The following is a 25,291-nucleotide window of genomic DNA, read 5'->3' as shown; positions in this document are numbered from 1 at the left end:
AAAGCTTCCCAATGTTGGTGTTTATCAAAAAATATTCTTCTCAATATATTGGTCTCCATAAAATGAAAATACCACAGCTTAAATGACTGTGGTAGACCCAAATTTTTATACTTTCTTATCTTTTAAATATAAACACTCGTTTTTATTGCCCCAAGAATGTTGACAGCTGTATTCCATGTTACGAAGCAGACGGCAGAAGCTCCTATTCCAAGAAATAGAATATTGAATAGATAGATTGGATTAGCAAACCTAGCAAGCTCAAGCTTGAAATCAAAGAAAAACAATGTTGGCACCATAAGAAGCAGTCCGTAAAAGAATACTCTTTTTGTTGTCTGGATTGGATGATAGCCATAGCTTGAGATCTTTTTTGTCAGCACGGAGTAGGCTGCCCACGCAAATGTTGCGACAGCTGCCAGCATATCTCCAAGTGGATTTAGCTGAAAATTGGCCTTTCCATTATAGCTGATTAAAAAGATGCCAATCATCGCCATTGCAAAACCAACAAAAAAGTTTCCTTTTAAACGTTCATCTTTCAAAAACAGCATCGTCAGAACTGCTGTTGAAAACGGGACAATTCCGCTGATAACTCCCACATTAGAGGCCATTGTCATCGTTAAAGCGATATTTTCCAACAAATAATATAAGGTAACGCCACATAACCCGGCACAGATAAATAACAGCTCATGCTTTCTGTCTGCTACTTTCATCCTCGCTGGAAATATAATCAGCAGCATGATAAAGCCAATAGCAAACCGAAAAAACAAAATTTCAGTCGGTGTAAAACCTGTCAGTAAAACTTTAGTCGAAATAAAGGTAATGCCCCAGATAAAAATAGTCACTAGTGCTGCTATATGACCATTTGTAGTTTGATTTCTCATTTTTTGTCCTCGCCCTTTTCGTCATGCTTGTTTCTTATGTTGATAAATCTCCCGATACTGGCCTGGTGTCAGACCAATAAATTCAGTGAAAAAATTGCTGAAGTGGCTTTGGTCTGCAAACCCTGTCTCCATTGAAACATCTATTGGCTTACGCCCGCTCTCAAGCAGTTTTTTTGCCTCATTAATCCTAATAGTTTGTAAGTATCTATATGGAGTAATGCCAAAATTGCGTGTAAACGACCGCAAGAGCGTATATTTGTTCATATCACAAACCTCTGCTAAGTCAGTTAATGTTAAATGTTCTGAATAGTTTTTTTCCATATAGCGGCATACTGCATGCAGACGCTCATCTGTTGATGTACTTTCTTCATACTTAATGCTGCATTCTTTGATTAAATGTTCCATTAAAAAATAAAAGCTTTCTTCCTTTTCCAGCTCTTCATTGGTAGACATAATCATCTCATGCACTTCCTTTAACAGTGGTGCAAAGCTTGTTTGCACAAGAACAGGTGAAGTAAAGTAAGGAAGATAATCTACTCCCATAATTTCCTTAGCTACTTTCTTCATAATATCAGCATTAATATTCAAGCAGCGGTAATCTAACGCATTAAGATCAACTTGTTCACATGCATGATTATCAAGAGGATTAAAGATGACCATATCTCCTTTATTAATAATAAATTCCTTATTTTTGCAAGTGAGTTTCCTTTGCCCATTTTCGATAAAGCCGATAACATAATATTCATGGAAATGGTTTGGGAATTTCTGCATGATCCCATCAAAATGGTATGCTTCCACCTGCAGCTGAGAATCAAATTTCACCATTCTTTTTTCCTTCAATGAGTCGTGCCTCCTTTTTCGTTCATTTTCTTAAAATTAGTGTAGCATATGACTTTATAGCTGCTCTTGTATGATATTGACTAAAAGCCAATAAAAAAAAGCCATGCTTCTGATCCAAGAAGCAAAGCGATGAATTTACAGCTTGAATTTGTCTTTAATCAACGCAGCAACGTCTTTAGGGCTTTTATCTGTATTGTTTATTTTTAAATATTCTTCTTTTTGTATCTCTCCTTCACGGGAGTTTAATCGATATTTTTCCAGAGAGCTTTTTAGCTCTGATTCCGACCATTCAATATTTCTTTTTGTTGGCTTATGTTCTAATCTGTTCGGAGTTTTATTTCTGTATAGCCGTTCGTCGAGATCTGCTTCTAATTCGACGTAATAGACTGTTCCGCCTTGTTGTTTAAAAATATTAGAGATTTTTTCAACATAATTCCAATCTTCTTTCAAATTAAATGCCCACACATAGGTGAAAATTAATCCAGGTAAATCGCTTTTGGCGACTGTCTCAAAGATTTCCTGCCGAAAAAGATTTACAAGCCTGCTTCCTTCTTTCGTTCCATATCCGAAAAAATTACTGACTAAATCAATGCTCATATGATTGTGAAAAAGCTTTAAACCTGTAATGGCGGCTAACTCCTGACCAACCGTCATCTTTCCAACAGCCTGCGGTCCAAATATAAGAACAAACTTCATGATGTATTCTTCCTTCCTACCTGATACTTATCGGGAATAAGACAGACTCACCGGAATGTTCCCTTGCCCCACACCTGCTTAAAGCTTTCCATTCTCTCCATCCCTGTAATCAATGGTTTCGCCTGATTAATTAGCGTTTGCACTCCTTCAAGGGATAAAGAAGCTTCGTGGGCGGCTTTACTGCTCCATACCTCATAAACATACACACTATCAAGTTCAGTTTCTGGCAGATTAATCGTATACAGTTGACAGCCTTCAACTGCCTCCATTTGCGATGCGGCTTCAATTAGAATGGCTGCAAGCATATCACGATTCTCTTCCCTAGCCGTAAACTTTCCTAATAATCCAAAATTCTCCATAGTTTATCCCTCTTCTCTATGCTATTTTTTCGCTTAAGATCTTTTTAAACGTTTTACTAAAATATACTGGCTGCTTTCCTTTGTAGGATGTTCACTAATGAGTCCAGCAATCTCATAGCCATGTTTCCGGTAAAATTCTGGGGCTTGGAAGCTGAAGGTATCCAGTTGAATATGGGTGCATTTGCATTCAATAGCACTTTCCTCGATTGTTTTGAGCAGGCTGCTGCCATATCCCTCCCCTCTTTTCGTCTCATCCACCCATAATGATTCGATTTGCAAATGATGCCAAAAAATCACTCCCGAAATACCGCCAACGATTTTTTCGTTATCATCTCTGGCAGTAAAGCAGAGTTTGTTAACTGGATGCTTTACCGCATCTGGCAAGCGGGAAAGATTGTATTCTATTACCCTCTTTCGAAGAAAATCACTATTTTCTTGATAAGATTCTCTGCAAATTTTCATTCTCCTTTTCACCCCATCGATCTTTCTATTTGTCCGACAAAGTTTTCAGTGCATCATGCATCCTATCCATATTGCTGTTACCAAATATATTCATATCATCCGAAAAAATTTTTCCCTTACTTTCTTCACAGGCTCGTAATTTTTGCAAGTGGCCATAGTCTTTGTTGGAATAATTCTCCACCAGATGGCTATATCCCTTCTACTAAAATAGAAATAAGTCATTCATCAAATTGATGAATGACTTATAATGCTTTATTTCACTAACTCTGCTTTCCACTCAATGGTGTTAAGCTCTTCTATTAAAGCATCCACTTGATTTTTTGTCAGGTTCGCTTCTGGAAACTCTGCTAATTCCTGCAATGTTTTTGTTCTCATCGCAAAAATGCCTGGCGGCTTAGCAATCCATGGTGCATGCTTATCGAGAATAGCTGCTGATGATTGATGTGCTAGCACATCAATCAATCGTGAGTTCTTCGTAAATTCCACCATTAATCCGTTCTTGTTATCATATTGGAAATGATAGCTGCCAGATCCGACGGTTAACGTGACTGTATCATCCTTTTCCTTATACGTATAAATTCCATTTGCTTGTGCAAGCGGGTTGCCGCCTTCTGACACATTCGCTGTTTGTGCAAACGGCAAGACAATTTCTGCTGTTGTATTTGCTGGGATCTCTACTTTCAGTTCAATCTTGTCTGCTGTTATGCTCCAAGCGGATTGGATTCTGCCATACATCGACTCAAAAGCAGCTTTTGCATAGGTTAAGTGAATTCCGGCAAATGCTGGCTGTATGCGGATTCGTTTGTAGGCTGGCAGCTCTTCATCCATATCAAGGCCTGCAACTTTTCTGTACATCCAATCCCCGATTGCGCCGTAAGCATAATGATTAAAGGAATTCATATCATCGCTCCAAAACGAACCATCCTCTTTAATTCCATCCCAGTGCTCCCATATGGTTGTAGCCCCTTTTTTGACAGAATAAAGCCAGGAAGGATAGCCCTCTTGCAGCAATAGTTTAACAGCTGTTTCGTGATGACCTGCTTTTGAAAGAGCAAAGCATAAATACGGAGTTCCGACAAACCCTGTTGTCAAATGATAATTATTGTTAATAATGAGCTCGTTTAATTCATGTGCTGTGCGCTTTTTTACGTCTCCATCGACGAGATCGAAAATCAATGCCAGAACATGGGCGGTTTGCGTCGGTGACACTAGCCTGCCAGATTTAGAGACAAATTCATGATTGAATGCTTCTATTATATTTTCAAGCAGCAAACCATAACTTTTAGCATCTTCCCATTTGCCAAGCACTTTAGCAGCATCACGCAGAATTCTCGTGGAGTGTGCATAAAAAGCTGTTGCAATAAAGTCCTTTGGTGTGGCACCGCTGTAGCTGCCTGACGGTGCATCAAGGGCAAGCCAATCACCGAAATTGAAGCCGACAATCCAGAGGTACTCATTTTCCCCTTGTCTACGCATATACTCAACCCATGCCTTCATGCTGTCATATTGCTCTGCTAACAACCGCTTATCTCCGTATGCTTTGTAAATCTCCCATGGAATAATTGTTGCTGCATCACCCCAGGCTGCCGCATTGGCACCGCCGACTACAGCTGGAATAACAAAGGGAACTCCTCCATCTGGATGCTGCTCTGCCTTGAGGTCACGAAGCCACTTTGTGAAAAAAGGACCTCCATGATAATTGAACAAAGCCGTCTGTATAAATACTTGTGCATCACCAGTCCAGCCAAGGCGCTCGTCACGCTGCGGGCAGTCTGTCGGCACATCAAGAAAATTGCCTCTTTGCCCCCATTTAATATTTTCCTGAAGCTTGTTTACAAGCGGGTTGGAGCATTCAAACTCTCCAGTCGGCTCCATATCTGTATGGATGACTTCGCCTACAAAGTGCTCGAGAGAAAGCCCGTTTTCCTGGTTTGGATACCCTTCCACCCTCACATATCGGAAACCTTGGAAAGAAAAGTGCGGAGCATAGTTTTCCAGCCCGATTCCTTTTGCAATATATTCTACTTGCTGGTCTGCCTTGCGCAAATTGCCGAAGTATATGTTTCCGTCCTTATCCAGCACCTCTGCATGCTTTAAAATAATCTTCGTTCCTTTATCAGCCTTAACAAAAAAGCGAATTCTGCCGACCATGTTCTGCCCCATATCGATTACCGTCTCTCCTGAAGGAGTCGTAAATACCGCAATAGGCTTAATAACCTCGGTCACTTTTGTCGGCCAATTTTCTTGTGCAATCAGCTGACCTACAGGCATTTGTTGTTCTTGCACTAAAGACCAGCTGCTGTCATCAAAGTCAGGCAGACTGAAACCCTCCTCAAGTCTTGCATCATATTTTTCTCCTTGATAAATCTCTGAATATACAACAGGCCCTAATGCTGCTTTCCATGATGGATCTGTCACAATAATATCTTCCGTGCCATCATTGTATCTTACATGCAGCTCAAAAAATGCTGCTCGCCTGTCGCCGTATATATGACGCTTGTTTTCCCATGTCATATTCCCTTTATACCAGCCGTCTGCAAGCATGATGCCAAAGGCGTTCGGTCCCGCTTGAAGTTGGGATGTGATATCATATGTCTGATATTGAAGACGTTTGTGATAGCTGGTCCAGCCGGGAGCAAACAGCTCATCACCGACACGCTCTCCATTTACATACAGCTCATACAGACCTAAGCCTGTGCCATATATGCGGGCAGATGCAATGTCGTTTTGCAGCTGAAATTCTTTTCTTAGACAAAAAGCCGGCTCACTCAAACGGTCTATCACTTCTTCATCTGGTGTAATCCATTGTGCTTTCCAGTCATATTCGGCAAACAAAGCAGTCTCCCACCAAGCTGTTTCACTCCAAGCGGATTCGCGGCTTTTATTATCCCAGACTTTCACTCTGTAAAAATATCTAGTTCTTTCTTTTAGATCTGGACCTTCATATGGAAGATGCAAGGACTCTTGTGAGTGAATGATGCCTGTATTCCACAGTAATGTATCAAAAGTAGGATGTTCAGAAACTTGAATTTGGTAGGATTGCTGCAATGTTCCTCTTTCATCGGAAATGATTTTCCAGCTTAACCGTGGTTTTTTACAATCAATGCCGAGTGGATTTGTTCGGTACTCAGTTGTTAAGGATGCTGCTTTTAAGTGTGTCATAGTTACTTCCTTTCTAGTAAAATTTCTGTCATTATTAGAACTGCCTTTTCAGCCATGCGGCCGCTAAATCAAACCATGGCTGGCATGCTTCGTTTATGTGTTCAGCGTTGCCTGCTGTCGTTTCATCACTTAGCGACAATCCATGTACACCACTTTCAAATACATGTAATTCATAGGGAATATGATGCTTTGTTAGTTCTACAGCAAAAACTAAAGCATTTTCTGCGTAAACTAAATCATCATCGGCTGTATGCCATAGGAAGACAGGCGGTGTATTTATAGTGACATAACGGGCAGGACTTGCTTCTCTTAGCTGTTGGTCAGTAGGTGTGGTTGTATCGAAAACTGCCTTGCTTGATATTTCCCAAAAGCTTTTTTTATTCTCATCCGCATCACGCTCTACTTTTGCTTTCATCCATTCATAATCAAGGAGCGGATATCCTAATATAACAGCATTTGGCTTAAATAAATCGCTGCTTGCTTGAATAGACTCTTGGAGGAAGCTGTCTTGCCAATGAACAGCCATGCTTGCTGCCAAATGACCACCAGCAGAAAAGCCGCATAAAGCAATGGCATCTGGATTTACAAGCCATTCTTTCGCATTTCTTCTTACTAAAGATATCGCTTTCGCTAAATCAAGTAATGGATTGGGATAGAGAGAGCGCTCATTTACCTCCGGTAGCTGTTTGAAATCTTTCACCCACTCACGAAAGTACGTATTGTAGCGCAACACAAATGTATGGTAGCCTTTTGAAGCAAACCGTAAAGCAATCGGTTCTGCCTCTCTGTCAGATGTATTTAAATAACCCCCTCCTGGGCAAATAATAACAGCAGGACGCTTTTTATCTGTTTGAAATTCTTGAGAATTCTCTAGCAGATAGGCAGTCAAGGTAACATGAGCATTATCTTCCCACAACTGAATCTTTTCGATTTTCATACATGCTTCTCCCCTTTGGCAGCTTTATGCGTCACTTTCCTTAAAGGGATGAATAGATATTCATCCCAATCAACATTTAGGAAACGACGATTTCATCCATAGGTTCGTCATCAACATCCCCTTTTCCTTCCATTTCTGGAATCGGAAGAACAGCGATAGCAGAGAGAATGGAAAACACAGCGAGCACTAGGAAAAACAGCGTGTATCCATCACCGCCAAATGTACTTGCACCAAAAGCAATCAGAGCTGGAGCTGCAAAGCTGACTAATGTGGAGGCCATATTTGTTGTTGTATTCATGATAGAAATATCTTTCGCCGCATTTTCCTTAGAAGGCAGGATGCGGTTTACAAGGGCATTATCGACAGCATTGTACATACCGAACCCAAAGTTAAAGATGAAATTACCGACAATAACCCATGCCACGCTTGTGGAGAATGCAAAGGCAACAAGGCACAGTGCGGTAACTAGGGCCGCTCCCATTACAAACGGCTTTTGCTTTTTCACTTTATCTGATAAAAACCCGCCGAGAATGCCGGCTCCAACCATCATGATAATCGTAGGCGCAGTCAGCCCCATAATTTGAAAAATTTCCGCTTCGCTTAAATGAAATCTGGCAATATAAAACAAAGTGAGCATATTCAATCCTGCATTGGAGAAATTGATGAACAGCTTTGTTAAAAGGGCCCAAGTATATGCAGGATGCTGTTTATAGCTCGGATAAAAGCCGCGAATACCAAGGTTTTTTTTGCTGATTGTGGCTGTTTTCGCCAAATAATTATCCTTAATTAAAAGTGCCGCCGTTATTCCGCCGATCAGCTGGACAATAATCAATGCAATCATCTTTTGTTCAATCGTTGAATTGGCGAGCACCCCCATCAGCATTTGACCAGACATAACTAACGCAGGTCCAGCGGCTCCAATCAAACCTGACACACGGCCGAATTTATCCGGATCTACCTGCTCTGGAACTATTGCATAACTGGAAAGGGAAACCATGCCGTAAAAGAAATTCACCAAGCATAAAGAAATAATGAATATAGGAATGGATGATGCAAAGGTAAGCATCAGCATGGAAATCGCACCAAGAATGCTTCCTGCTACCATCCAAAATCTTCTTCTCCCCATTTTGAGCCTTGTCTTATCAGCAATCACCCCTCCAAACAATCCAAAAATAACAATGGCAATTCCTGTAATCCCTGATGCCGTTCCATAAACAGCAGTCGCATCCTCTGAACCGACAATTCTTATTACAATAAAAGTAGAAAGACCAAATCCTAATAATACTAGTGGTGCGATAGCAGTACCGACACCAAGCATTGCCGCTACTATCAACCTCTTAAACGGTGTCCTTTTCCAGCCAACTGTCTCCATCATTTTCCCTCCAACTTTGTCCTTAGTATTGTTTTTTCACATTATAGCAAGCGCTTTCAAACGAATGAATGAGATAATCAAAGAATATTTTTGCTTGATTCAAAGATTATCGAATAATAACTATAATAAGAAGCTTGCTCCCTAAAAGCTTGGGAGCAAGTGGTAAGGTCAATTGTTAACAAGGGAGCAGGTTTGAGCGATTTGGCCAAGGTATTTGGCGCTTTCTTTTACCGTCCTTTTTTGTGTAGTGCGGTCTACCTCAATTAATCCGAATTTTTTGGAGTAACCTGAATTCCACTCATAATTATCAAAAGTGGACCAATGCAAATAACCTCTTATATCAATACCATCCTCTATACAAGCCTGAACACCCTCTAATCCTCTGCGGATAAATTCTACACGTCTTTCATCATTGTCTGTAGCAATGCCATGCTCTGTAATAATGATTGGAATGGTGATGGCAGCTGATACTTTGCGAATGACATTTGCCAAGCCTTCCGGATAATATTCATAGCCCATTTGTGTTCGTTCTGCATGCTCTGTCAGCACTTGACCATTTGGACCGTACACTTCTCTCGTGTAGTTTTGCAGACCAAAAAAGTCATCACCTGCCATCATCGGCAAGTATTGTTCAAAATAGCTATGCCATTTTTCCGCAGCTATTTTCTCGCCCCCTGTGATGGATTGTACATCAGACAGCGCCATGGAAAAGCCAACTAATGTGTCAGGAGAAATATCCTTGATCACTTGGCGCGCTTTAACATGAGCTTTGTGGAGAAGCTTCATCGATTTCTCATCAGATATCATATGGAAAGTAAAATACTTGTCTGTTGTCGTACCACAACGCTCAGCTGCAGCCTCGCGCCATTTAGGCGCTGTCCATGCATCTTGATCAATTCCGACCGGCGGAATAAACCCAATGCCCGTAAACAGCTCACGAAGCATGACAGGCAGATTCACCTCATTCATCGTCAAAACATACGGAATTAAATGACCTAGCTCACGGAATACTGTTTCACAGTAGTTGGCAAAGCGTTCAGGTACATCTGGGCTTGCCCAGCCGCCAAATTGCATCAGCCATTTTGGTGATGTAAAGTGATGCATCGCGACAAAAGGTGTCATATTATTGGCATAGCATGTTTCAAGAACGTCCCGATAATGATCCAAGGCAGCTTGTGAATACTGTCCTGGCTCTGGCTCAATTCTCGACCATTCTATAGAAAAGCGGAACACTTTTAAGCCAAGGCTTGCCATTAGGGCGATATCTTCTTTATAAAGATTGTAATGGTCGATTGCATCCCCCGATTTTTCTTGATACGGCGAGCCTTCGACTTGCTCCTCTGCCCAAAAATCACTGTTATCGTTATTGCCCTCCACCTGATGGCCTGCCGTTGCTGAGCCCCAGAGGAATTGCTTTGGAAATGAAAAACTCATCATGAATACACCCCTAATATCTTTTACTTACTCTTATGTCTTTTATTGTAGCAAGCGTTTTCAATTGATTTAATGGCAAATACAAAGGAAATGTTTGCTCGATTCAAAGATATTAGGTAGTTAAGAGACTTAAGTTATCATTAACGGTTTTGCTCTCTGTACTCCTTTGGTGTCTGAAGGAAAATTTCGTTGAATTTTTTATAAAAAAAAGAAACGCTTGAATAACCAACCTCTTCGGCAATGTCTGGAATCGGCATATCCGAATTCGTCAAATAAAGCGCAGCCTTATTAATCCGCTGAATTTGCAGCAAATCAGTGAACGACTTGCCAGTAGCTTTTTTTAGAATAGCAGAAATATAGTTAGGGTGATATTTAAATTGCTCTGCCATTAAAGCAAGGCTGCAGTCCTTCCAATGGTTTTCGATATATTTCAAAAAATCAACAATAATTACGTCTCTTTCTGTTCGATGGTTCATCTTCATGCTTGTATAGCTGTTGCTGTGCCGGATCAACTCCGTAAACATAATAAACAAATAGGCATCTATCAAGCCTGATGTAAAAGCATCTTCATCAAAATACTCACACATAATATGCTCCATAATGTTATTAAAGTTGGAGCTAGCTTCAAACGGAAAAAAAAGATATTTATTAGCACTTCTGCTGCCGATGAGAGAGTCGACTAAAAACTGTGAGATGATGCTTTTATTTGTAAATCTGCTCAAGAAATTCGTCGACAAGTAATCATGCTTCAGCTTAATTTCAATCACAATATCATAGCTTGTCGTCGCCTGTACCGTATGAGGAGTATTTTTGTCTATCATAATCATACCTCCTTCCAGAATATCGATGGCATCATCTTGAAGAATGATTTTGCATTTGCCCTGATACACATATATCAGCTCAATATATTGATGAATATGCATGGGAACATATGCATTTGCAGGACATTGGGACAGGAAGATATTATCTTCAATCGGATTATGTGATGGATCAAATATCATATTAAATTCATACAACGGCTCGCCATTAATTGTCGCAATCGGTTCAACCTGATAAGTAGTTTTAATAAAATTCCAGTCTGGAGGGTCCATCTTATTATAGCTTTTAAGCTTTGCTCTTAATTCAGCACTATTCACAGGCAGGCTCCTTTTTAGTAGATTTAGACATATTTCTTTGTTTGTTTTTATTTTCTTTTGCTTTTTCTTCAAATATATCATATCAACCTCTAAAACACTCACAAATAAAAATATTTTTATGGCCTTTGCTCCCTTGGCTCTGTTACTCCAACTATATGAATAGACTTCTTGTTTATCATAGCTTGGATTACACCACTTGCTATCTCCTTATTCGTCAGCCAGCGTGAATGACCATCATCCATCATAAAGCCTAGCTGAATTTGATGATATATCATATTTCGCTTGTCTGTAAGCCTGCTTTGCAAGACTTGCAAATCTGCATTACTTCCTAGCACATGAAATAACTGCCAAGTGCTTGAATCCTTAGAAACTGTATCTATAATAAGGTTAACAGCTTCTTCTGCATAAGAATGAATCCAAGCAACCACTAACTCAATATTGGTATGAATACGAATAGTATTTCGCAATTCTGACTCTAGATCTTCTAGCTTGCTGTAATCAACCAAAATTGGATGAATGATAGAATTTGGGCAAATGGTTCTGATCTCGTCCATTCTATGTTTATTTCTTCCGATTACAGAGACTATATAACCCTGTTTTGCCAGCCAAATCGTTACTTCCGAAAGCATTCCTGTCCCGCCTACTACTAATGCATGCTTCATTCATTCCCGCTCCTTATTATTTTGTTTGTAAAAAAGGCACCTGCAAATTAAAAGAACCATGGTCTTTTTAATTGCAGGTGCACATGTTTATTTATACCAGTCAGCTTGCTCCATATGAACAAATGGGATATCTGTATCAATCAAGCCTTCGACCTTTTCAATCGGCAAGTCTTCTCCTTTAAGCCAGTTTGAAAAATTGAATTCAATTGGGTCTTGGTCACCGCCAAGTGCAAACCAAGCTTTTCCTTCCTTAGGGAAATAAGCAGAAGTATGAATGGTTCCAGCCCAAGCTCCATACAAATTGGAGAATATGCCTGCATTGGAGTCATTCAACAAACTGAAGGCTTCCTTTCCACCTATCAAACTGGTTTGATGGGTCTCGATAATTTCGAGGCGTCTTTTCGAATCATCTAGAACATGGCGGTTTTCTTCTGTCATAATATTAAAATGGTTTGTACAAGAAAAGCCTCTTCTCACTTCCACTCTTCTTGGAGAGGTTTCCACTATAAATGGTGTTTCACAGCTTCTGTCAAACAATACATAGCTAAAGGAATGACGGTGGGGAATTTCTTTGAGCAAAGCGGCCGCCTCTTCTGCCGTACTGCAAAGCTCTAAGATGAGCCTGCCGATCATATTGCACACAAAGCCCGTGCCCGGTTTCTTCCTGTTCATGAAATTATAGCCCATCGTCAAGCCTTGTTCATTCATGCCATCCATTCTGCCTGTGCCTCTTTGGCTTGGACCGATGATGGCATATCCTCCGTCAGTCGGCTTAAAAATGGTATAGCGGCCATCATATGTTTTTGGATGATAATCATAGTTTCGGATTAAATAATCACCGCCGACATAAATTGAACAGCCTGACTTGTCAATATCAAGACGATAGCCGCAAAATTCAAGGAGCACCTTGTCCATCGGCCAGCCTAATGCATCACGAAAGCCTTCAAATTCCTCCCAGATTAACGGGGCGAATTTAGCAAAGATAAGTCGGGTTTCCTCGATATCTATCTTGAATTTCGGCTTTCTTACCTTCCATTGCCTTTCCCTGTTCTTTACAAGGATTGATTCTTTAAAATATTCTCCTTGCTTATAACCAAAGTCATAATGTGTTCCACGAAATTGCATGACATCTGCATAAACTTTTTTCATCTCATATCCCCCATCTCTGCTATTCTTTAGCATACTTGGAAAAGGAGGGAAATGGAAGAGATATACTTTTAACCTATACAGAAAAACCAGTCCCCAATTATTGGAGACTGGCAATCAATTATACTTTGAACTTGCTGATTACTTCTTTTAAGTCCTCTGCTAAATGAGATAAAGCTTGAGCAGATGCAGCAATTTCTTCCATGGATGCTAGCTGCTCCTCTGCTGAGGCGGCAACATTTTGTGAATGCATCGATGTTTGTCCAGAAATATTTTGTATCTCTGAAACAGTTGTCGCCACTTCTTGTGTGCCTGCAGCAAGTATTTCCGAAGTATGAGCCATTCCTTCAATTTGCTCTGTAAGATTTTGCATAAAGTCCATAATTTCTGTAAAGTTCGCTTTCGTCTGCTCGACGATTTCCAAGCCCTCTTTTACATCCAATGTCACTTGTTCCATTGACGCATTAGATTGGACCATATCTGCTTGGATTGTCTTAATAAGTGCTGATATTTGAGCAGAAGATGCTTGAGACTGTTCGGCAAGCTTTCTGACTTCATCTGCAACAACAGCAAAGCCTTTTCCGTTTTCCCCTGCTCTGGCAGCCTCAATTGCAGCATTCAACGCTAGTAAATTTGTCTGATTAGCGATATCTGTAATCACATTAGTAATTTTCTCGATTTCTTGTGAACGGGAGTCCAAATTTTTAATCGCTTCCCCTGTTTTGGCAACAGAATGATTGATTTCAGTGATTTTCTGAACCGTTTTATCCACATACAGTCCGCCATTCTTCGCTTTTTCAGTCGCCTTCAAGCCGACATCGGAAACTGCTTGAGCATTATCAGCAATTGATTGAATGCCTTCTGTTACTTCAACAAGAGCAGCAGCACTGTCTTGTACATTTGATGCTGATTGGTCTGCACCATTTGCGACCTGCTGGATTGATTCTGTAATTACTTCTGTCGCTTTGCTTGTCTCTTCTGAGCTTGCCGTCAGCTGTTCTGAAGAAGAAGCTAACTGTTCAGATGTTGAGATAACTTCATTCATCATCGATTTTAAACTGTCTGTCATTTTATTATAGCTTACAGATAATAGGCTCAGCTCATCAGTCGATTTATCCTCCACTTTTGAAGTAAAATCGCCGTTGCCTGCCAACTCCAAGGCTGCAGTAAGCTTTTTCAGTCTTTTTCTTATTGAATTTGTAAATAAAAGAACGACTGCCACTGCAATAACAACCATAATGATTAATACAATCACAAATTTCGTTAAGAAAGAAGACAGGATATTATCAATCATTTCTTCTGAGGCACCAACATACATGATACCTACAACTTCCCCTGCTGCATTTTTCAGAGGCATATAGGCTGTCTGATAGTTTTTCCCGACTACATTTGCTTCGCCGTAGTATGTTTCTCCATTATTAATAACGGTGTCAATTACTTCTTGTGATGCTTGTGTACCTGTTGCCCGCTTGCCGTCTGTCATTACATTCGTCGCAATTCTTGTATCACCTAAGAAGAATGTAACTGTATCGTGGGTGTCCTTGCCAATTATGTCGACTAATTCATTATTATCATTGATTATTGTCTCGCCTTTTAAAAGCTTATCTCCGTCCGCTTTCCACTCGCCAGGGTATTCACTATTTACATAGTTATAACTAAGCGCAAGATCACCTTTTGCTTTTTCTGTTGCAAACTCCTTTATTCCCCTTGTAATCTCACTATTTGCCACATACCCGACTACCACGGATAAAACAATAATAATGGCAACAACAATTAAGTTAATCTTTGTGCCTAATTTCATCTTAAGCTGTAATTTCATACACTTTCCCATCCCTTAAAAAATTAGCAATTTAATGATGCTAATGGTTGTATCGGTCCAAATTTGTGAAAATTAATCACTTTTCATCTTCATTTGAAAATATTGTTGTACAACAGAGGAAGGAGTTTCCATAACTTCTATACAATAGGAAAAAAGACGGCAGAATAGCTTCCACCGCCTTTAGACAATTGTTTATTTTACAGTTAGAATAACACGCTGATAGTATTTAAGCTTATGTGCACCGTCATCCTGCACCTCTACGATAATATGAAGTGTATCTCCAGATTTCGCATCTTTTGGCACAGTGAAGCTCACTGTTTTTGTGTCCTTGCCTGTTAATTCAATCGTGTCCGTTGCTTCTCCTTCTGCCAATTCACGATGAAGGCCAAGCTGAAGACCATCTGTTACATCTGAAACTGTGTCGTTCTTAGCTACCTTTGACTCTTCGTACGTATCTGCTTCAAAATATCTCCACCATTTATAGGAGATTTCATCACCGTCTGGATCGCTGCCATTAGCATGCAACGTCACTTCCTCTCCCTTTTCAACCGCCAAATCCAAACCTTCTTCTACCTCAACTGTTGGATTATGGTTTGCATCCTCATAGCTTTCTGCAGTCAGCCAATCTGCCCTTGCTGCAAAATCGCTTTGTATATCATCAAACCAGCGTGTTAAAGAATACTCTGCTTCATAGCGGTTTGCGTACACATTAAAGTCTGTAACAGTGTTTTTATACACCTTGCTGCTCACAGCGTCAAAGCGGCCGCCCCAGCCTCCATATGTCGGGTCCTCCAAGCTTCTTAGTCCATTGTCGATTAAGTAGAAGAAGGATGGAGAATCACCTTCTGAAATAAAATCATACTTTTGATATTGAGGATTTTTCTGTAAGTATTCTTCCGTACCGCGCTGCTCTTCGAAAAGCTCTCCATCAATCATCTTGCCGTCACCCATTAATGCATACATATCCATTAACGGACCATGACCGACAATATTTTCTTTATGCCAATCACCAGTAAGCTTTGTGTTTAATTCCTCAGAATGTAATTTCCACGCATATGCAAAATGCCAGAAATTCGAGGTATCATTAATGATGCGGATATCTGGCCAGTTTTTAGCAATATATTTACTATAGCTGTCATCCTGGTCCAAAATGATATATAAAACAAGCTTATCGCTTACTTTCGATTTAATTTTCTCCCAATCATCTGTTTTGCTATATTCTTCTTCAATCGATTTCAATGCACGGGCCGTTGTATTTGTTCCACCCCATGTTTGCACATATAAATCACTATCATCATCATGGAGGAACAGTTCCTTCAAGAACTCAGATCCCTCTGTCTCTTCTTCCATTTCCCCTACATTAGAAATATTACCGATTTTTGTAATGCTGCGTAAGTAATCTGGTTCAGGATAGCCGTCAGCATGCTTCACCAAATTAGGATAACCCTCTTCGTACGCATTAATCATATCTGTAAGCCATTGGGTCCCTGTCCATCTAAAAGGTTCAATTCCTTTTGCTTTATCACCTGCATAATGGTAGACAGAGCTTGTCAGCACAATTCCTTCTAAATCCATCTCATTGGCATACACTAAGTAGCGGAGTACAGAGTTCATATCATCCACTTCGCCATCTGTTGTAATAACCGTTCTGGCTTTTTGCTTTTCAGCTGGTTTGCTGTCACTGCTGTTTTCTGTTTTTGTTTCGTTAGATGAATTAGTTTCCTCTTTGCTGTTTGAACAGCCCGCTGCAATGATAGCAAATATCAGCAACAAAGTAATTAACCCTTTTCCTTTCATCCTTTTCATCCCCTCTTTTTGGATTTTAGAAGATTACCTAACGGGAGAAAAACAAAAAACCTAAACAAACACACGGATTTAGCCATGCATTTGTTTAGGTTATGCCCGTTAGGTAACATTCCTAATGTCCATATGTATTTTAAGCGTTTACAACGATATTCTACCTTATCAATATAGCGTTTTCATCTTACTATTAGCCTATTTTTGCTGGTTTACTGCCTGTTCAAAAGTTGGCTGTAAACAGAATTTATAGAGTATGGATCGACTTCTTCCTCCTGTGGAGCATACATCTCTCTGTCATGATAAGGCAGCTCCAAATTTCTCCAAACTTCATTCGTTTCTGCATCCCCATTAAGACATTTTACGTATAGGTCATATCCTTCACCATCACTTGTTGATGCAGAGAGGCGTCCTTCTCCATACTTTAAGGCAACATCAATGGCATTTTTCAGCTTTATTAATGCCTCCTTATTAGCAACAATCAAGGCTTCATCATGCCAGGATTTTTGCCCGTATGCATGAAGTATAGGAAAGTGCCTCGTTTGGTTTTCATACTCTTTTAACACATGCTCAAATTTTGGTATAAGGGCTTCATGTGATAGATCTGTAGTGATCACATCCAAGTCAGAACTGCATATTCCAAAGATTTCTTCCATTTCCTTTATAAAGGGTGTTACTTCAACAAATAAAATAACTTCTTTTTTTAAAAAATAGGTACGGATTATCGTCTCGTCTTTTCTGTACGAGGCATAAGAAACATTCGGAGTTAGTTCTATTAAATCTGTCCTCTTAATTTGCCGTTTTTTTCTTTTATCTAAATTTCTTTGTAAGGAAATATTTGTATCAATTCCAACAAACAATGTAGTTGTTTCCATTTGTTGCCCCCCTATTCGTTCTATACTATTTATCATCCTAAAAAGGAAAGCCCTGGGTTCTTATCCCAAGGCTGTTCCTTATAATTTGTTCGTATGTATCAAATCAATCATTCCATCCTCTGAAACTACAAGAATAAGACAATTTTTATACTTTGTACTATGTAAATAGCGATATGCAGAATTATATCTTGCACCTCTTGATCGATCACCGAAACGTGTATCTGCAGTGCCATCTAGTATAACACCGATAGCATGACAATTCCCATCTGGATGAAGCAGCACCGCTCCATCAATAGCGGAAATATGTTTGATAGAGCTGAAGAAATTTTTGTTATCTGCTTTATATTCTAAGCGTATGCATTGATTCGACAGGCGGCTAGCCTCTGCTGCAGCTTGTTCTGAAATAACGAGCATCGTACCTTTTTGTTGATTTTTAGCTTGTGTACACAAATCCCAAATCGCCCGGTAATGATACCGATTCGAAAAGGCTTGATTGAAGCATGCTGCAAATTCCGCTTCTTCTAAAGGCGCTTTTGGGAATTGGGGAATGCCATAACTAACATGAAATATCTTTTTCTTTCTATTTCCTGTTTCTTCTAAATCCCAATTAGCATGACTTACAAAAGTCACAGAGTAGCCGTTTATGCGATTATTCAGCTCCTTAGTCCATTCAATGAAGCCGATTATTTCCTTGCCATTAGATAGGAGATATATATTTTCTTGGGCTATCTCTAGTAGTTTACGAACGCCTTTATAATTAGTGAGCGGCATTCTATCAACAAACATTACAGCACTGTTAACTATATCATTCTCCTTGCAAAAGAGGATCTTGCCGCAGCATTCAGCTCCTTCGTAGTAACTCGTCGCAATCTCATTTAACTTTTGATAGATTGCTAAATCAAATACTTCAAGAATGGATAAAAATGTATTGCTAATATATTTCTCAGCAACATTTCGGACGATGTTATTTGTGCTAATATAATGTTCCATTCCTTCATGAATAAGAGGCTTGCTCGCATATACGATAGAATCTGAAACTAATTGATGAAAAAATCCACTGTTTCTGTACTTTTTAAACTCTCCTGTTTTCATTTCCACTACTTCTATAACAACCGTATTCTCACTTTCTATGAAACTGCAGAAGATGTCTATTATTTCCGACTTTCTTTTCGCAAACAACGCAGTAAGCGTGTCGTCGATATAATCCTTAAAGAATTCTTTTACTTTATTATCAGAGGACACATCCTCCGAATAATACGAAGTGGACCGAAGCGGAAAACGATGCTTCTGATTCATTTCTATTTTATAGTTATACTCCGGGTCGAAGATAATGGCTATGTTATTTACTTGCAGCGTATTATAACTCGGCTTTTTATTTTTAGTATTAAGGGAATAATCTAATTTAAATAAACTGACAATCGGTTTGTCTTTAATCGATACTATATCAAATGTTTCTCGCATCGTGTCAGCTAACTGTTCTTGATAACTTTCCGAAAAAGAATAAGTCTCTTGGAGCGTTTGGTATTGTCTCATAAAAGCCTCCGATATTAGTGTTTTTGTGTGAGTGATAGATTACTTGATTCAAACTAAAAATAGACACAAGTTAAACTTTTGCTGCAACAACGGTAATTGGAAACTTGCCAACCATTAGAGCTTTCTCTTTTGGAAATTTTTTATGATTTCATTTTACCAGAAAAGTAAAAATATTGATACTTTTCACAATGAAGGATTTTACTGCCTTTTTTACTCCTTTTAATAAGCGAGATAGATGAATGGAAACAATTAGTATAATCACAAATTTTTAACACATACTACTCTTGTGCAAGAAGGCTAAATCGGCCAAGAAAGAGGGAAAACTTCCCATATGATGAAGGAAAATATCTCATTAAATCAGCTGCTTGCCCTAGTCATTTGCTTTAATTTGGGAAGCTCTGTCGTGCTTGGTATCGGTTTAAAAGGGAAGCAGGACGCTTGGATTGTTGTATTAATCTCTTGCATTATTGGGATAGCGATTGTACTAGCCTATCACTATATGCATTCGTTTTTACCAGAAAAGAACTTATATGAACTGATGGAGTATTGTTTTAAGAGACCGCTTGCTGTCTTGATTAGCTTTGTATACATCGTTTATTTTTTTTATATGGCTGCCCGTGTCATCAGAGATTTTATTGAAATGACATCGACGGTTATTCTGCCAAACACACCTATCGAAGTTCAGACATTAGCACTTATGCTGACAATTGCCTATATCCTATATTCAGGAATTGAAGTACTTGGAAGAACCACTGAAATATTCACGCCGTATTCGATTATTTTTTTCATCTTACTGGCCGTTTTTCTGTATGCAAGCAGAAATTTCTCTGTTGAAAACATAACACCTATACTCGAAGGTGGAGTTAAGCCGCTTTTGAAAGTAATATTTCCATATGAGCTTGTGCGCCCATACGGTCAAATAATTGCATTTACTTGTATATTTCCTTTGCTTGCTAACTTCAAAAAAAGCAATAATGTGTTAATCTTTGGTGTTATTATGTCAGGCTTTTTTCTGACTGTGGCGACATTAATCGTTACCCTTGCATTAGGAAGCAATATCGCATCAAGAGCGACTTTTCCGCTGTTAAGCGCAACCCGCTTAGTTGCAATTGGGGAATTTATCGAAAGAATTGATGCGATAACAGCATTTATTATCTTGCTCGGCATATTGGTGAAAAGCTCTGTGTTTATGTTTGCTGGATTAAAGGGACTAGAATATGTATGTAAAATTCCGTATCGATATTTTACTATGCCGATTATGTGCATTATTACGCTATTTACGGTATTTATTGCGCGGGGAATTGCGGATCATGTCCTCGAGGGATTTCAGGTTATTCCTTATTTTCTAAACTTGCCGCTGCAATTTTTTATCCCCATAATTATATTGTTCATCCTGTTAGTAAAAAAAGCACCAAGCAAAAGGGATAAAATTCCTGCTAGCAAAAATTAACGCCTTCTCCATGTGAGAAGGCGTTAATTTTAATTATAGTTCTGCCCCGTTTGTGGAAATAACATTTTTGTACCAGTCAAACGATTTTTTCTTCTTTCTTTCCAATGTACCATTGCCATAATCGTCTTGATCTACATAGATAAAGCCGTAGCGCTTAGACATTTCAGACGTACCTGCACTGATTAAATCAATACAGCCCCAGCTAGTGTAGCCCATTACATCTACGCCATCTTTAATCGCTTCGCCCATTTGTTCAATATGAGCACGCAAGTAATCAATTCGGTAGTCATCCTGAATAGTGCCGTCTTCCTCTACTTTATCATAAGCACCCAATCCATTCTCAACAATGAACAATGGTACTTGGTAACGGTCATACATTTTCTTCAACGTAATGCGCAATCCTTTCGGATCGATTTGCCAGCCCCAATCAGATGCTTCTAAATAAGGATTTGGAATGCCGCTAAAGAAGTTACCTTTTTCTTTCATTTTATCAGGTGAACCACTTGATACCATTGTCATGTAATAGCTGAAGGACAAGAAATCAACTGGATGCTGAAGCAGAATTTCTTCATCACCTGGAAGCATTTCAATCTTGATATCATTTTCCTCGAAATAACGGTTCATATAGCTAGGATAATAACCGCGCACTTGTACGTCTGTGAAGAAAAGATTTTTTTGGTCTTCATCCAATGCTGCAAGCACATCATCTGGATTGCATGTTTCAGCATATGTTTCCATGCGGGCAAGCATACAGCCTATCTGCGCACCTGGAATGATTTCGTGACAAGCTTTAACTGCTCTTGCACTTGCCACAAATTGATGGTGAAGTGCTTGGTAAACAGCCTGTTCACGGTTTTCAACACGGTCTACGAGGATACCGCTGCCGATATACGGTGAAATTGTGGAAACATTGATCTCATTAAATGTCAGCCAGTATTTCACTTTATCTTTATAACGGTTGAAGACGGTTTCAGCATAATGCACAAAATAGTCTACTAATCTGCGGTCAGTCCAGCCATTATACTTCTGCACAAGATTCAGTGGAAGCTCATAATGAGACAATGTTACTAATGGCTCAATTCCGTATTTTTGCAGTTCATCAAACACTCTGTCATAAAATGCTAGGCCCTCTTCATTCGGTACCGTTTCATCTCCATTTGGAAAAATACGCGGCCAAGAAATCGACATACGGAATGTTTTGAAGCCCATTTCCGCAAAAAGCGCAATATCTTCCTTATAACGATGATAGAAATCAATGCCGCGGCGTTTTGGGAAGTTATCTCCGCCTTTTCCAGCAAGCAGCTCTTCTAATTCCTCTTCACTTCTTACATCCATTTCAATTTCATGATTTCTTTCTTCCTTCGGCACGAATGCTACCATATCGAAAATAGATAATCCTTTTCCGCCTTCATTATAAGCCCCTTCGAGCTGATTAGCTGCTGTTGCTCCGCCCCATAAAAATCCTTCAGGAAAATGACTTTTTTTCATATCAATGCCTCCTAGTATGTTTATAAATCTATGATACTAGTATTCCACAAGAAAAACTGGTCTGATTAAGACCAGCTTATTGGCTTTATAAAAACTATTATTCACGTCACTAAGAATTAAAGCTGATAGACCAACACCTATCTGCTGTCAACGGGGGGAACTGGTCTGAATGAGACCAGTTAATAGCGGGAAAAGAGCACATCAAACAGCCTCAGAAGTGTATAACTGCTCACGCTTGAGTTTTCTATTTTGCCACATTGGATGATTTCATCGAAAACGCCTAATTTACCAAGCTCGTCCGAAAACGTTATAAGGAGCTTTTGACCTTGTGCAGCCTTGAATTTTTCAATAAATGGAAAATAGGCAGAAAATATATTCCCTTGAATGGAAATCGTAATAATGAGGTCATCCTCGCCAAGCTCTGCTAATGCATCCATTTGTTTAAAGAAATTGGTGCCGCACTCACTCAGCTTACCTAAAAGAAGCAACTTCTTCTGCAGTTCCATCGCTTGGACTTGATATTTCTCAAAACCTAGTATGATGATTCTTTTTGATTTTTTGATACGTGTTGCAATGCGATCAATCTGCTCTAGCGGTATTTGATCAATCATGGCAAGATTTTCGTTTAATTGCTGAAACAGTTCATGTGTATGTAGTGGAGTATGATTCGTTTCGTTAAGTGATGCATCAATTGGGATATTGACACTGTTGCGCATGCTAGAAAAATTCCGGAATCCAATTCTCTTACAAAAGCGGTTAATCGTAGATGGTGCCACATGACAAGCATCTGCAGCGCTTTCGAGTGAGAAGCTTTCAATCTCATGAATATGTTCAAGAAGACCTCTTGCTACATGATAATTAATATCCTTGTTCAAGGAATTGTTGATATATGCCAACAGCGTATAAATCAGCTGCTCCATTTTTACCACCTCGAATGCAATTCTACCATACTATTCACACTTGCTGAAACTTTTGGAGTAAGCAAAACTATTATTTTCTTTTAATAAAGAAACTTCTTTGACTGCTTGCACGTAGATAGTAACAAAGAAAAAAACTTTAATGTAAACGGAGTTGCATGAAATTGTTAGATTTATTGTTCAGCCTGATAATAGGTATTTTTTCCGCTTCGCCCTCTCGATTACTTTATAAAAAATACAAGCTGCTTCAAAAAGAGACAATGTATATGCAGCTTTTAAACAAATATGGAACAATGCTGCAAATGAATAGTGCTGTTCGTGCATTCATAAAAGAAACGGATGTAAACAAGATTCTAGCTGACCATGTTCAAAAGCTGCATTTTCATAGAGAACTAGAAAAAATTATTCTAGCAGAGAACTTATAGCAGTTCTCCTACATGGTCGCAATCTGTCTTTTTAAAAACGAAATGAATAAATTTGCCTCCTTTGTTATCACCTTCGACAATAAATAGGTAGTTGATGCTGGAGGCGATATTTTATCCGCCTTTACTTCCATTAGCCTGGCTTCCTTTATTTCTTCCATAACAGTCGTGTAAGGCAGATAAGATACACCGAGTCCAATTCCTATAAATCGCTTCGTTATTTCCATTTGATTTACCATCATCGTCCTGACAGCAGGATAATTTCTTTTAATGACATGTAGCAGATCCTCCCAATATTCTGGATGATTATGCGTAATTAACCTATATTTTTTTAGCACCTCCCCTTCCTCCATTTGCTTTTGAGGAGGCGCTATAAGCATTACTTTATCTTCATGAAGGGTTTCTACATGTAGACTAGCTTGGATAGGCTTTAAACGTGATAATCCGATATCTGCTTTTAATAGGCTGATTTCTTCCCCCATTTCATAGGAGCTCACCACGCGGACAAGTACCTCAATATCCGGGTATTGGTCCATAAAGCTGCGTAAAATCGACGGCAAAATGCTTGAAGCGATTTGCGGTGCTGCTGCGATAGTCAGTTTTTTTACATAACCTTGCTTCCACGATTCAAAACTCTCCAAGCCTTGCTCATATTTATCCATCATTTCCATAGCAAGGGGCAGAAAATGATGACCAGCTGATGTGAGCGAAATACTTTTGCCGATTCTATCAAACAATTCTGTATGCAATGTTTCTTCCAATCTTTTAATATGCTTTGTGACAGCAGGCTGTGTCAAAAACAGCTCCTCTGATGCGATGCGAAAATTCTCATGCTTTGCAGCAACAATAAACGTTTTAAGCCATTTAATATCCATGTTAACCTACTCTCTAATAACTATCCGTTATTAATTTCTTCGTTTTTTGTTAATTTCCAAACAATGTTATTCCCATTATAATCTAATTACAGAAATATACATATACGAAAGAAAGGGGAAAGACGATGAACAGCATAAGTAAGCAAGACATGTGGAATGCAGGCTTATACGATGAAAAACATTCATTCGTATCAAACTACGGAGGTGATTTAGTCAGCCTCCTTGCCCCGAAAGCTGTGGAAAAAATATTGGATCTTGGCTGCGGCACAGGAGATTTGGCAAACAAGTTATCTGCGAGCAACTGTGAAGTTCTTGGCATGGATAACTCGCCGAATATGATTGCTACCGCAAAAAAGAAGTACCCTCATCTGAACTTCCTTGTAGGCGATGCGACAAACCTTCCATATACCGAGGAATTTGATGCTGTTTTTTCCAATGCGACACTTCATTGGGTTAAGCCTCCTGAGCAAGCATTAGCTTCCATTTATACAAGTTTAAAGCAAGGAGGAAGGTTTGTTGCCGAATTCGGTGGAAAAGGCAATGTGCAAAAGATTTCAGAAGCAGTTCTATCAGAAATCGCTGCTTGCGGGTTGACCTTTGACTGGGATAAGTATCCCTGGTATTTCCCGAGTATTGCTGAGTATACAACCAAAATGGAGCAAATAGGATTCCGCTGTATTTATGCACAGCATTTTGACAGGCCAACACCTTTTATTGGTGAAAACGGTCTGTATAACTGGCTGGAGATGTTTGGTGGAGCATTTTTTGCAGGAATGGCAGAGAGCACAAAAAATAAGATTATTAAAAGTGTAGAAGCTAAATTAAGAGCAGATTTATATGTGGATGGCACATGGATAGCCGACTATAAACGAATTCGAGTCATCGGTATGAAGGAATAAACAATTAAGAAAAACCGGGCATAGCCCGGTCCTTTTCATGGTTAGAGAATATCCGATAATTTGTACTCTATGCCATGTACCCCTTTATAATACTCAGGATACATTTCACCCCCACATTTTTCACATGCAAAC

Annotated in this window: 22 protein-coding genes; 3 read left to right on the top strand and 19 right to left on the bottom strand. The window is 39.3% G+C overall.

The window, feature by feature from the left end:
• Positions 1-122 precede the first annotated feature (122 nt).
• From M3600_RS26390 to M3600_RS26315, 16 genes are all read right to left on the bottom strand, one after another.
• Entirely contained in the window at positions 123-878 is a 756-nt protein-coding gene (locus M3600_RS26390) for a DMT family transporter (RefSeq protein WP_251648175.1), read from the bottom strand.
• A 21-nt stretch (positions 879-899) separates the two neighbouring features.
• The gene (locus M3600_RS26385) at positions 900-1,718 is read right to left on the bottom strand and encodes a helix-turn-helix domain-containing protein (RefSeq protein ID WP_251648174.1); all 819 of its coding nucleotides are present in this window, start codon (positions 1,716-1,718) and stop codon (positions 900-902) included.
• A 135-nt stretch (positions 1,719-1,853) separates the two neighbouring features.
• Positions 1,854-2,414, bottom strand: a complete 561-nt coding sequence (locus M3600_RS26380; protein WP_233314303.1) for a DEAD/DEAH box helicase family protein — start codon at positions 2,412-2,414, stop codon at positions 1,854-1,856.
• 47 nt (positions 2,415-2,461) lie between these two features.
• Positions 2,462-2,773 carry a putative quinol monooxygenase gene (locus M3600_RS26375; protein WP_233314304.1) on the bottom strand — a complete coding sequence of 104 codons (312 nt, stop codon included), beginning with the start codon at positions 2,771-2,773 and terminating at the stop codon, positions 2,462-2,464.
• A 33-nt stretch (positions 2,774-2,806) separates the two neighbouring features.
• Positions 2,807-3,235, bottom strand: coding sequence for a GNAT family N-acetyltransferase (locus M3600_RS26370; RefSeq protein WP_233314305.1), 429 nt, complete (start codon positions 3,233-3,235; stop codon positions 2,807-2,809).
• A 252-nt stretch (positions 3,236-3,487) separates the two neighbouring features.
• A complete protein-coding gene (locus M3600_RS26365; protein ID WP_251648172.1) occupies positions 3,488-6,397 on the bottom strand; it encodes an alpha-L-rhamnosidase in 2,910 nt (969 codons plus the stop codon).
• A gap of 34 nt (positions 6,398-6,431) precedes the next feature.
• On the bottom strand, positions 6,432-7,334 hold the full coding sequence (locus tag M3600_RS26360) for an alpha/beta hydrolase (protein ID WP_233314307.1): 903 nt from the start codon (positions 7,332-7,334) through the stop codon (positions 6,432-6,434).
• Positions 7,335-7,410: 76 nt separating this feature from the next.
• Positions 7,411-8,709, bottom strand: a complete 1,299-nt coding sequence (locus M3600_RS26355; RefSeq protein ID WP_251648170.1) for an MFS transporter — start codon at positions 8,707-8,709, stop codon at positions 7,411-7,413.
• Between the two features lie 165 nt (positions 8,710-8,874).
• Positions 8,875-10,143: a glycoside hydrolase family 1 protein gene (locus M3600_RS26350; protein WP_237941213.1), complete on the bottom strand. Its 1,269-nt coding sequence runs from the start codon at positions 10,141-10,143 to the stop codon at positions 8,875-8,877.
• A gap of 137 nt (positions 10,144-10,280) precedes the next feature.
• Positions 10,281-11,276, bottom strand: a complete 996-nt coding sequence (locus M3600_RS26345) for an AraC family transcriptional regulator (RefSeq protein WP_251648168.1) — start codon at positions 11,274-11,276, stop codon at positions 10,281-10,283.
• A gap of 116 nt (positions 11,277-11,392) precedes the next feature.
• Complete coding sequence (locus M3600_RS26340; protein WP_251648167.1) at positions 11,393-11,938, bottom strand: Rossmann-fold NAD(P)-binding domain-containing protein; 546 nt, start codon at positions 11,936-11,938, stop codon at positions 11,393-11,395.
• 87 nt (positions 11,939-12,025) lie between these two features.
• Positions 12,026-13,087, bottom strand: coding sequence for a C45 family autoproteolytic acyltransferase/hydrolase (locus tag M3600_RS26335; RefSeq protein WP_233314312.1), 1,062 nt, complete (start codon positions 13,085-13,087; stop codon positions 12,026-12,028).
• 118 nt (positions 13,088-13,205) lie between these two features.
• A complete protein-coding gene (locus M3600_RS26330; RefSeq protein WP_233314313.1) occupies positions 13,206-14,903 on the bottom strand; it encodes a methyl-accepting chemotaxis protein in 1,698 nt (565 codons plus the stop codon).
• 192 nt (positions 14,904-15,095) lie between these two features.
• Positions 15,096-16,709, bottom strand: coding sequence for a DUF1593 domain-containing protein (locus M3600_RS26325; RefSeq protein WP_233314314.1), 1,614 nt, complete (start codon positions 16,707-16,709; stop codon positions 15,096-15,098).
• A gap of 203 nt (positions 16,710-16,912) precedes the next feature.
• Positions 16,913-17,575 carry a hypothetical protein gene (locus tag M3600_RS26320; protein WP_233314315.1) on the bottom strand — a complete coding sequence of 221 codons (663 nt, stop codon included), beginning with the start codon at positions 17,573-17,575 and terminating at the stop codon, positions 16,913-16,915.
• Between the two features lie 78 nt (positions 17,576-17,653).
• Complete coding sequence (locus tag M3600_RS26315; protein WP_233314316.1) at positions 17,654-19,108, bottom strand: diadenylate cyclase; 1,455 nt, start codon at positions 19,106-19,108, stop codon at positions 17,654-17,656.
• Between the two features lie 331 nt (positions 19,109-19,439).
• Between M3600_RS26315 and M3600_RS26310 the strand changes: the two genes are divergently transcribed.
• Complete coding sequence (locus M3600_RS26310) at positions 19,440-20,558, top strand: GerAB/ArcD/ProY family transporter (RefSeq protein ID WP_233314317.1); 1,119 nt, start codon at positions 19,440-19,442, stop codon at positions 20,556-20,558.
• A 33-nt stretch (positions 20,559-20,591) separates the two neighbouring features.
• On the opposite strand, the gene M3600_RS26305 is transcribed toward M3600_RS26310, so the two are convergent.
• Together M3600_RS26305 and M3600_RS26300 are read right to left on the bottom strand one after the other, a co-directional pair.
• Complete coding sequence (locus tag M3600_RS26305; protein ID WP_237941207.1) at positions 20,592-22,046, bottom strand: glycoside hydrolase family 1 protein; 1,455 nt, start codon at positions 22,044-22,046, stop codon at positions 20,592-20,594.
• 179 nt (positions 22,047-22,225) lie between these two features.
• Positions 22,226-22,966, bottom strand: a complete 741-nt coding sequence (locus M3600_RS26300) for a MurR/RpiR family transcriptional regulator (protein WP_237941206.1) — start codon at positions 22,964-22,966, stop codon at positions 22,226-22,228.
• Positions 22,967-23,127: 161 nt separating this feature from the next.
• Here M3600_RS26300 and M3600_RS26295 point away from each other — a divergent pair, with 161 nt between their 5' ends.
• A complete protein-coding gene (locus tag M3600_RS26295; protein WP_251648165.1) occupies positions 23,128-23,388 on the top strand; it encodes a hypothetical protein in 261 nt (86 codons plus the stop codon).
• Between the two features lie 8 nt (positions 23,389-23,396).
• Here the strand turns inward: M3600_RS26295 and M3600_RS26290 are convergent, their stop codons facing one another.
• Positions 23,397-24,260, bottom strand: a complete 864-nt coding sequence (locus M3600_RS26290; RefSeq protein ID WP_251648163.1) for a LysR family transcriptional regulator — start codon at positions 24,258-24,260, stop codon at positions 23,397-23,399.
• A gap of 125 nt (positions 24,261-24,385) precedes the next feature.
• On the opposite strand from M3600_RS26290, the gene M3600_RS26285 reads away from it, so the two are divergent.
• The gene (locus M3600_RS26285; protein WP_251648161.1) at positions 24,386-25,159 is read left to right on the top strand and encodes a class I SAM-dependent methyltransferase; all 774 of its coding nucleotides are present in this window, start codon (positions 24,386-24,388) and stop codon (positions 25,157-25,159) included.
• Positions 25,160-25,291 lie beyond the last annotated feature (132 nt).

It is taken from the genome of Niallia sp. MER 6, assembly GCF_023714395.1.
Taxonomy (GTDB): Bacteria; Bacillota; Bacilli; order Bacillales; family Cytobacillaceae; genus Niallia.
The sequence above is the reverse complement of the archived record's forward strand: the minus strand, read 5'-3'. Positions and strand labels throughout refer to the sequence as shown.

Bases quoted from the DNA above. Each gene is read 5' to 3' on its own strand.
- M3600_RS26305 (WP_237941207.1), bottom strand. From the start codon at position 22,046: ATGAAAAAAAGTCATTTTCCTGAAGGATTTTTATGGGGCGGAGCAACA.
- M3600_RS26350 (WP_237941213.1), bottom strand. From the start codon at position 10,143: ATGATGAGTTTTTCATTTCCAAAGCAATTCCTCTGGGGCTCAGCAACG.
- M3600_RS26320 (WP_233314315.1), bottom strand. From the start codon at position 17,575: ATGGAAACAACTACATTGTTTGTTGGAATTGATACAAATATTTCCTTA.
- M3600_RS26310 (WP_233314317.1), top strand. From the start codon at position 19,440: ATGATGAAGGAAAATATCTCATTAAATCAGCTGCTTGCCCTAGTCATT.
- M3600_RS26285 (WP_251648161.1), top strand. From the start codon at position 24,386: ATGAACAGCATAAGTAAGCAAGACATGTGGAATGCAGGCTTATACGAT.
- M3600_RS26370 (WP_233314305.1), bottom strand. From the start codon at position 3,235: ATGAAAATTTGCAGAGAATCTTATCAAGAAAATAGTGATTTTCTTCGA.
- M3600_RS26330 (WP_233314313.1), bottom strand. From the start codon at position 14,903: ATGAAATTACAGCTTAAGATGAAATTAGGCACAAAGATTAACTTAATT.
- M3600_RS26390 (WP_251648175.1), bottom strand. From the start codon at position 878: ATGAGAAATCAAACTACAAATGGTCATATAGCAGCACTAGTGACTATT.
- M3600_RS26365 (WP_251648172.1), bottom strand. From the start codon at position 6,397: ATGACACACTTAAAAGCAGCATCCTTAACAACTGAGTACCGAACAAAT.
- M3600_RS26340 (WP_251648167.1), bottom strand. From the start codon at position 11,938: ATGAAGCATGCATTAGTAGTAGGCGGGACAGGAATGCTTTCGGAAGTA.
- M3600_RS26375 (WP_233314304.1), bottom strand. From the start codon at position 2,773: ATGGAGAATTTTGGATTATTAGGAAAGTTTACGGCTAGGGAAGAGAAT.
- M3600_RS26335 (WP_233314312.1), bottom strand. From the start codon at position 13,087: ATGAAAAAAGTTTATGCAGATGTCATGCAATTTCGTGGAACACATTAT.
- M3600_RS26355 (WP_251648170.1), bottom strand. From the start codon at position 8,709: ATGATGGAGACAGTTGGCTGGAAAAGGACACCGTTTAAGAGGTTGATA.
- M3600_RS26315 (WP_233314316.1), bottom strand. From the start codon at position 19,108: ATGAGACAATACCAAACGCTCCAAGAGACTTATTCTTTTTCGGAAAGT.
- M3600_RS26380 (WP_233314303.1), bottom strand. From the start codon at position 2,414: ATGAAGTTTGTTCTTATATTTGGACCGCAGGCTGTTGGAAAGATGACG.
- M3600_RS26360 (WP_233314307.1), bottom strand. From the start codon at position 7,334: ATGAAAATCGAAAAGATTCAGTTGTGGGAAGATAATGCTCATGTTACC.
- M3600_RS26300 (WP_237941206.1), bottom strand. From the start codon at position 22,966: ATGGAGCAGCTGATTTATACGCTGTTGGCATATATCAACAATTCCTTG.
- M3600_RS26325 (WP_233314314.1), bottom strand. From the start codon at position 16,709: ATGAAAAGGATGAAAGGAAAAGGGTTAATTACTTTGTTGCTGATATTT.
- M3600_RS26290 (WP_251648163.1), bottom strand. From the start codon at position 24,260: ATGGATATTAAATGGCTTAAAACGTTTATTGTTGCTGCAAAGCATGAG.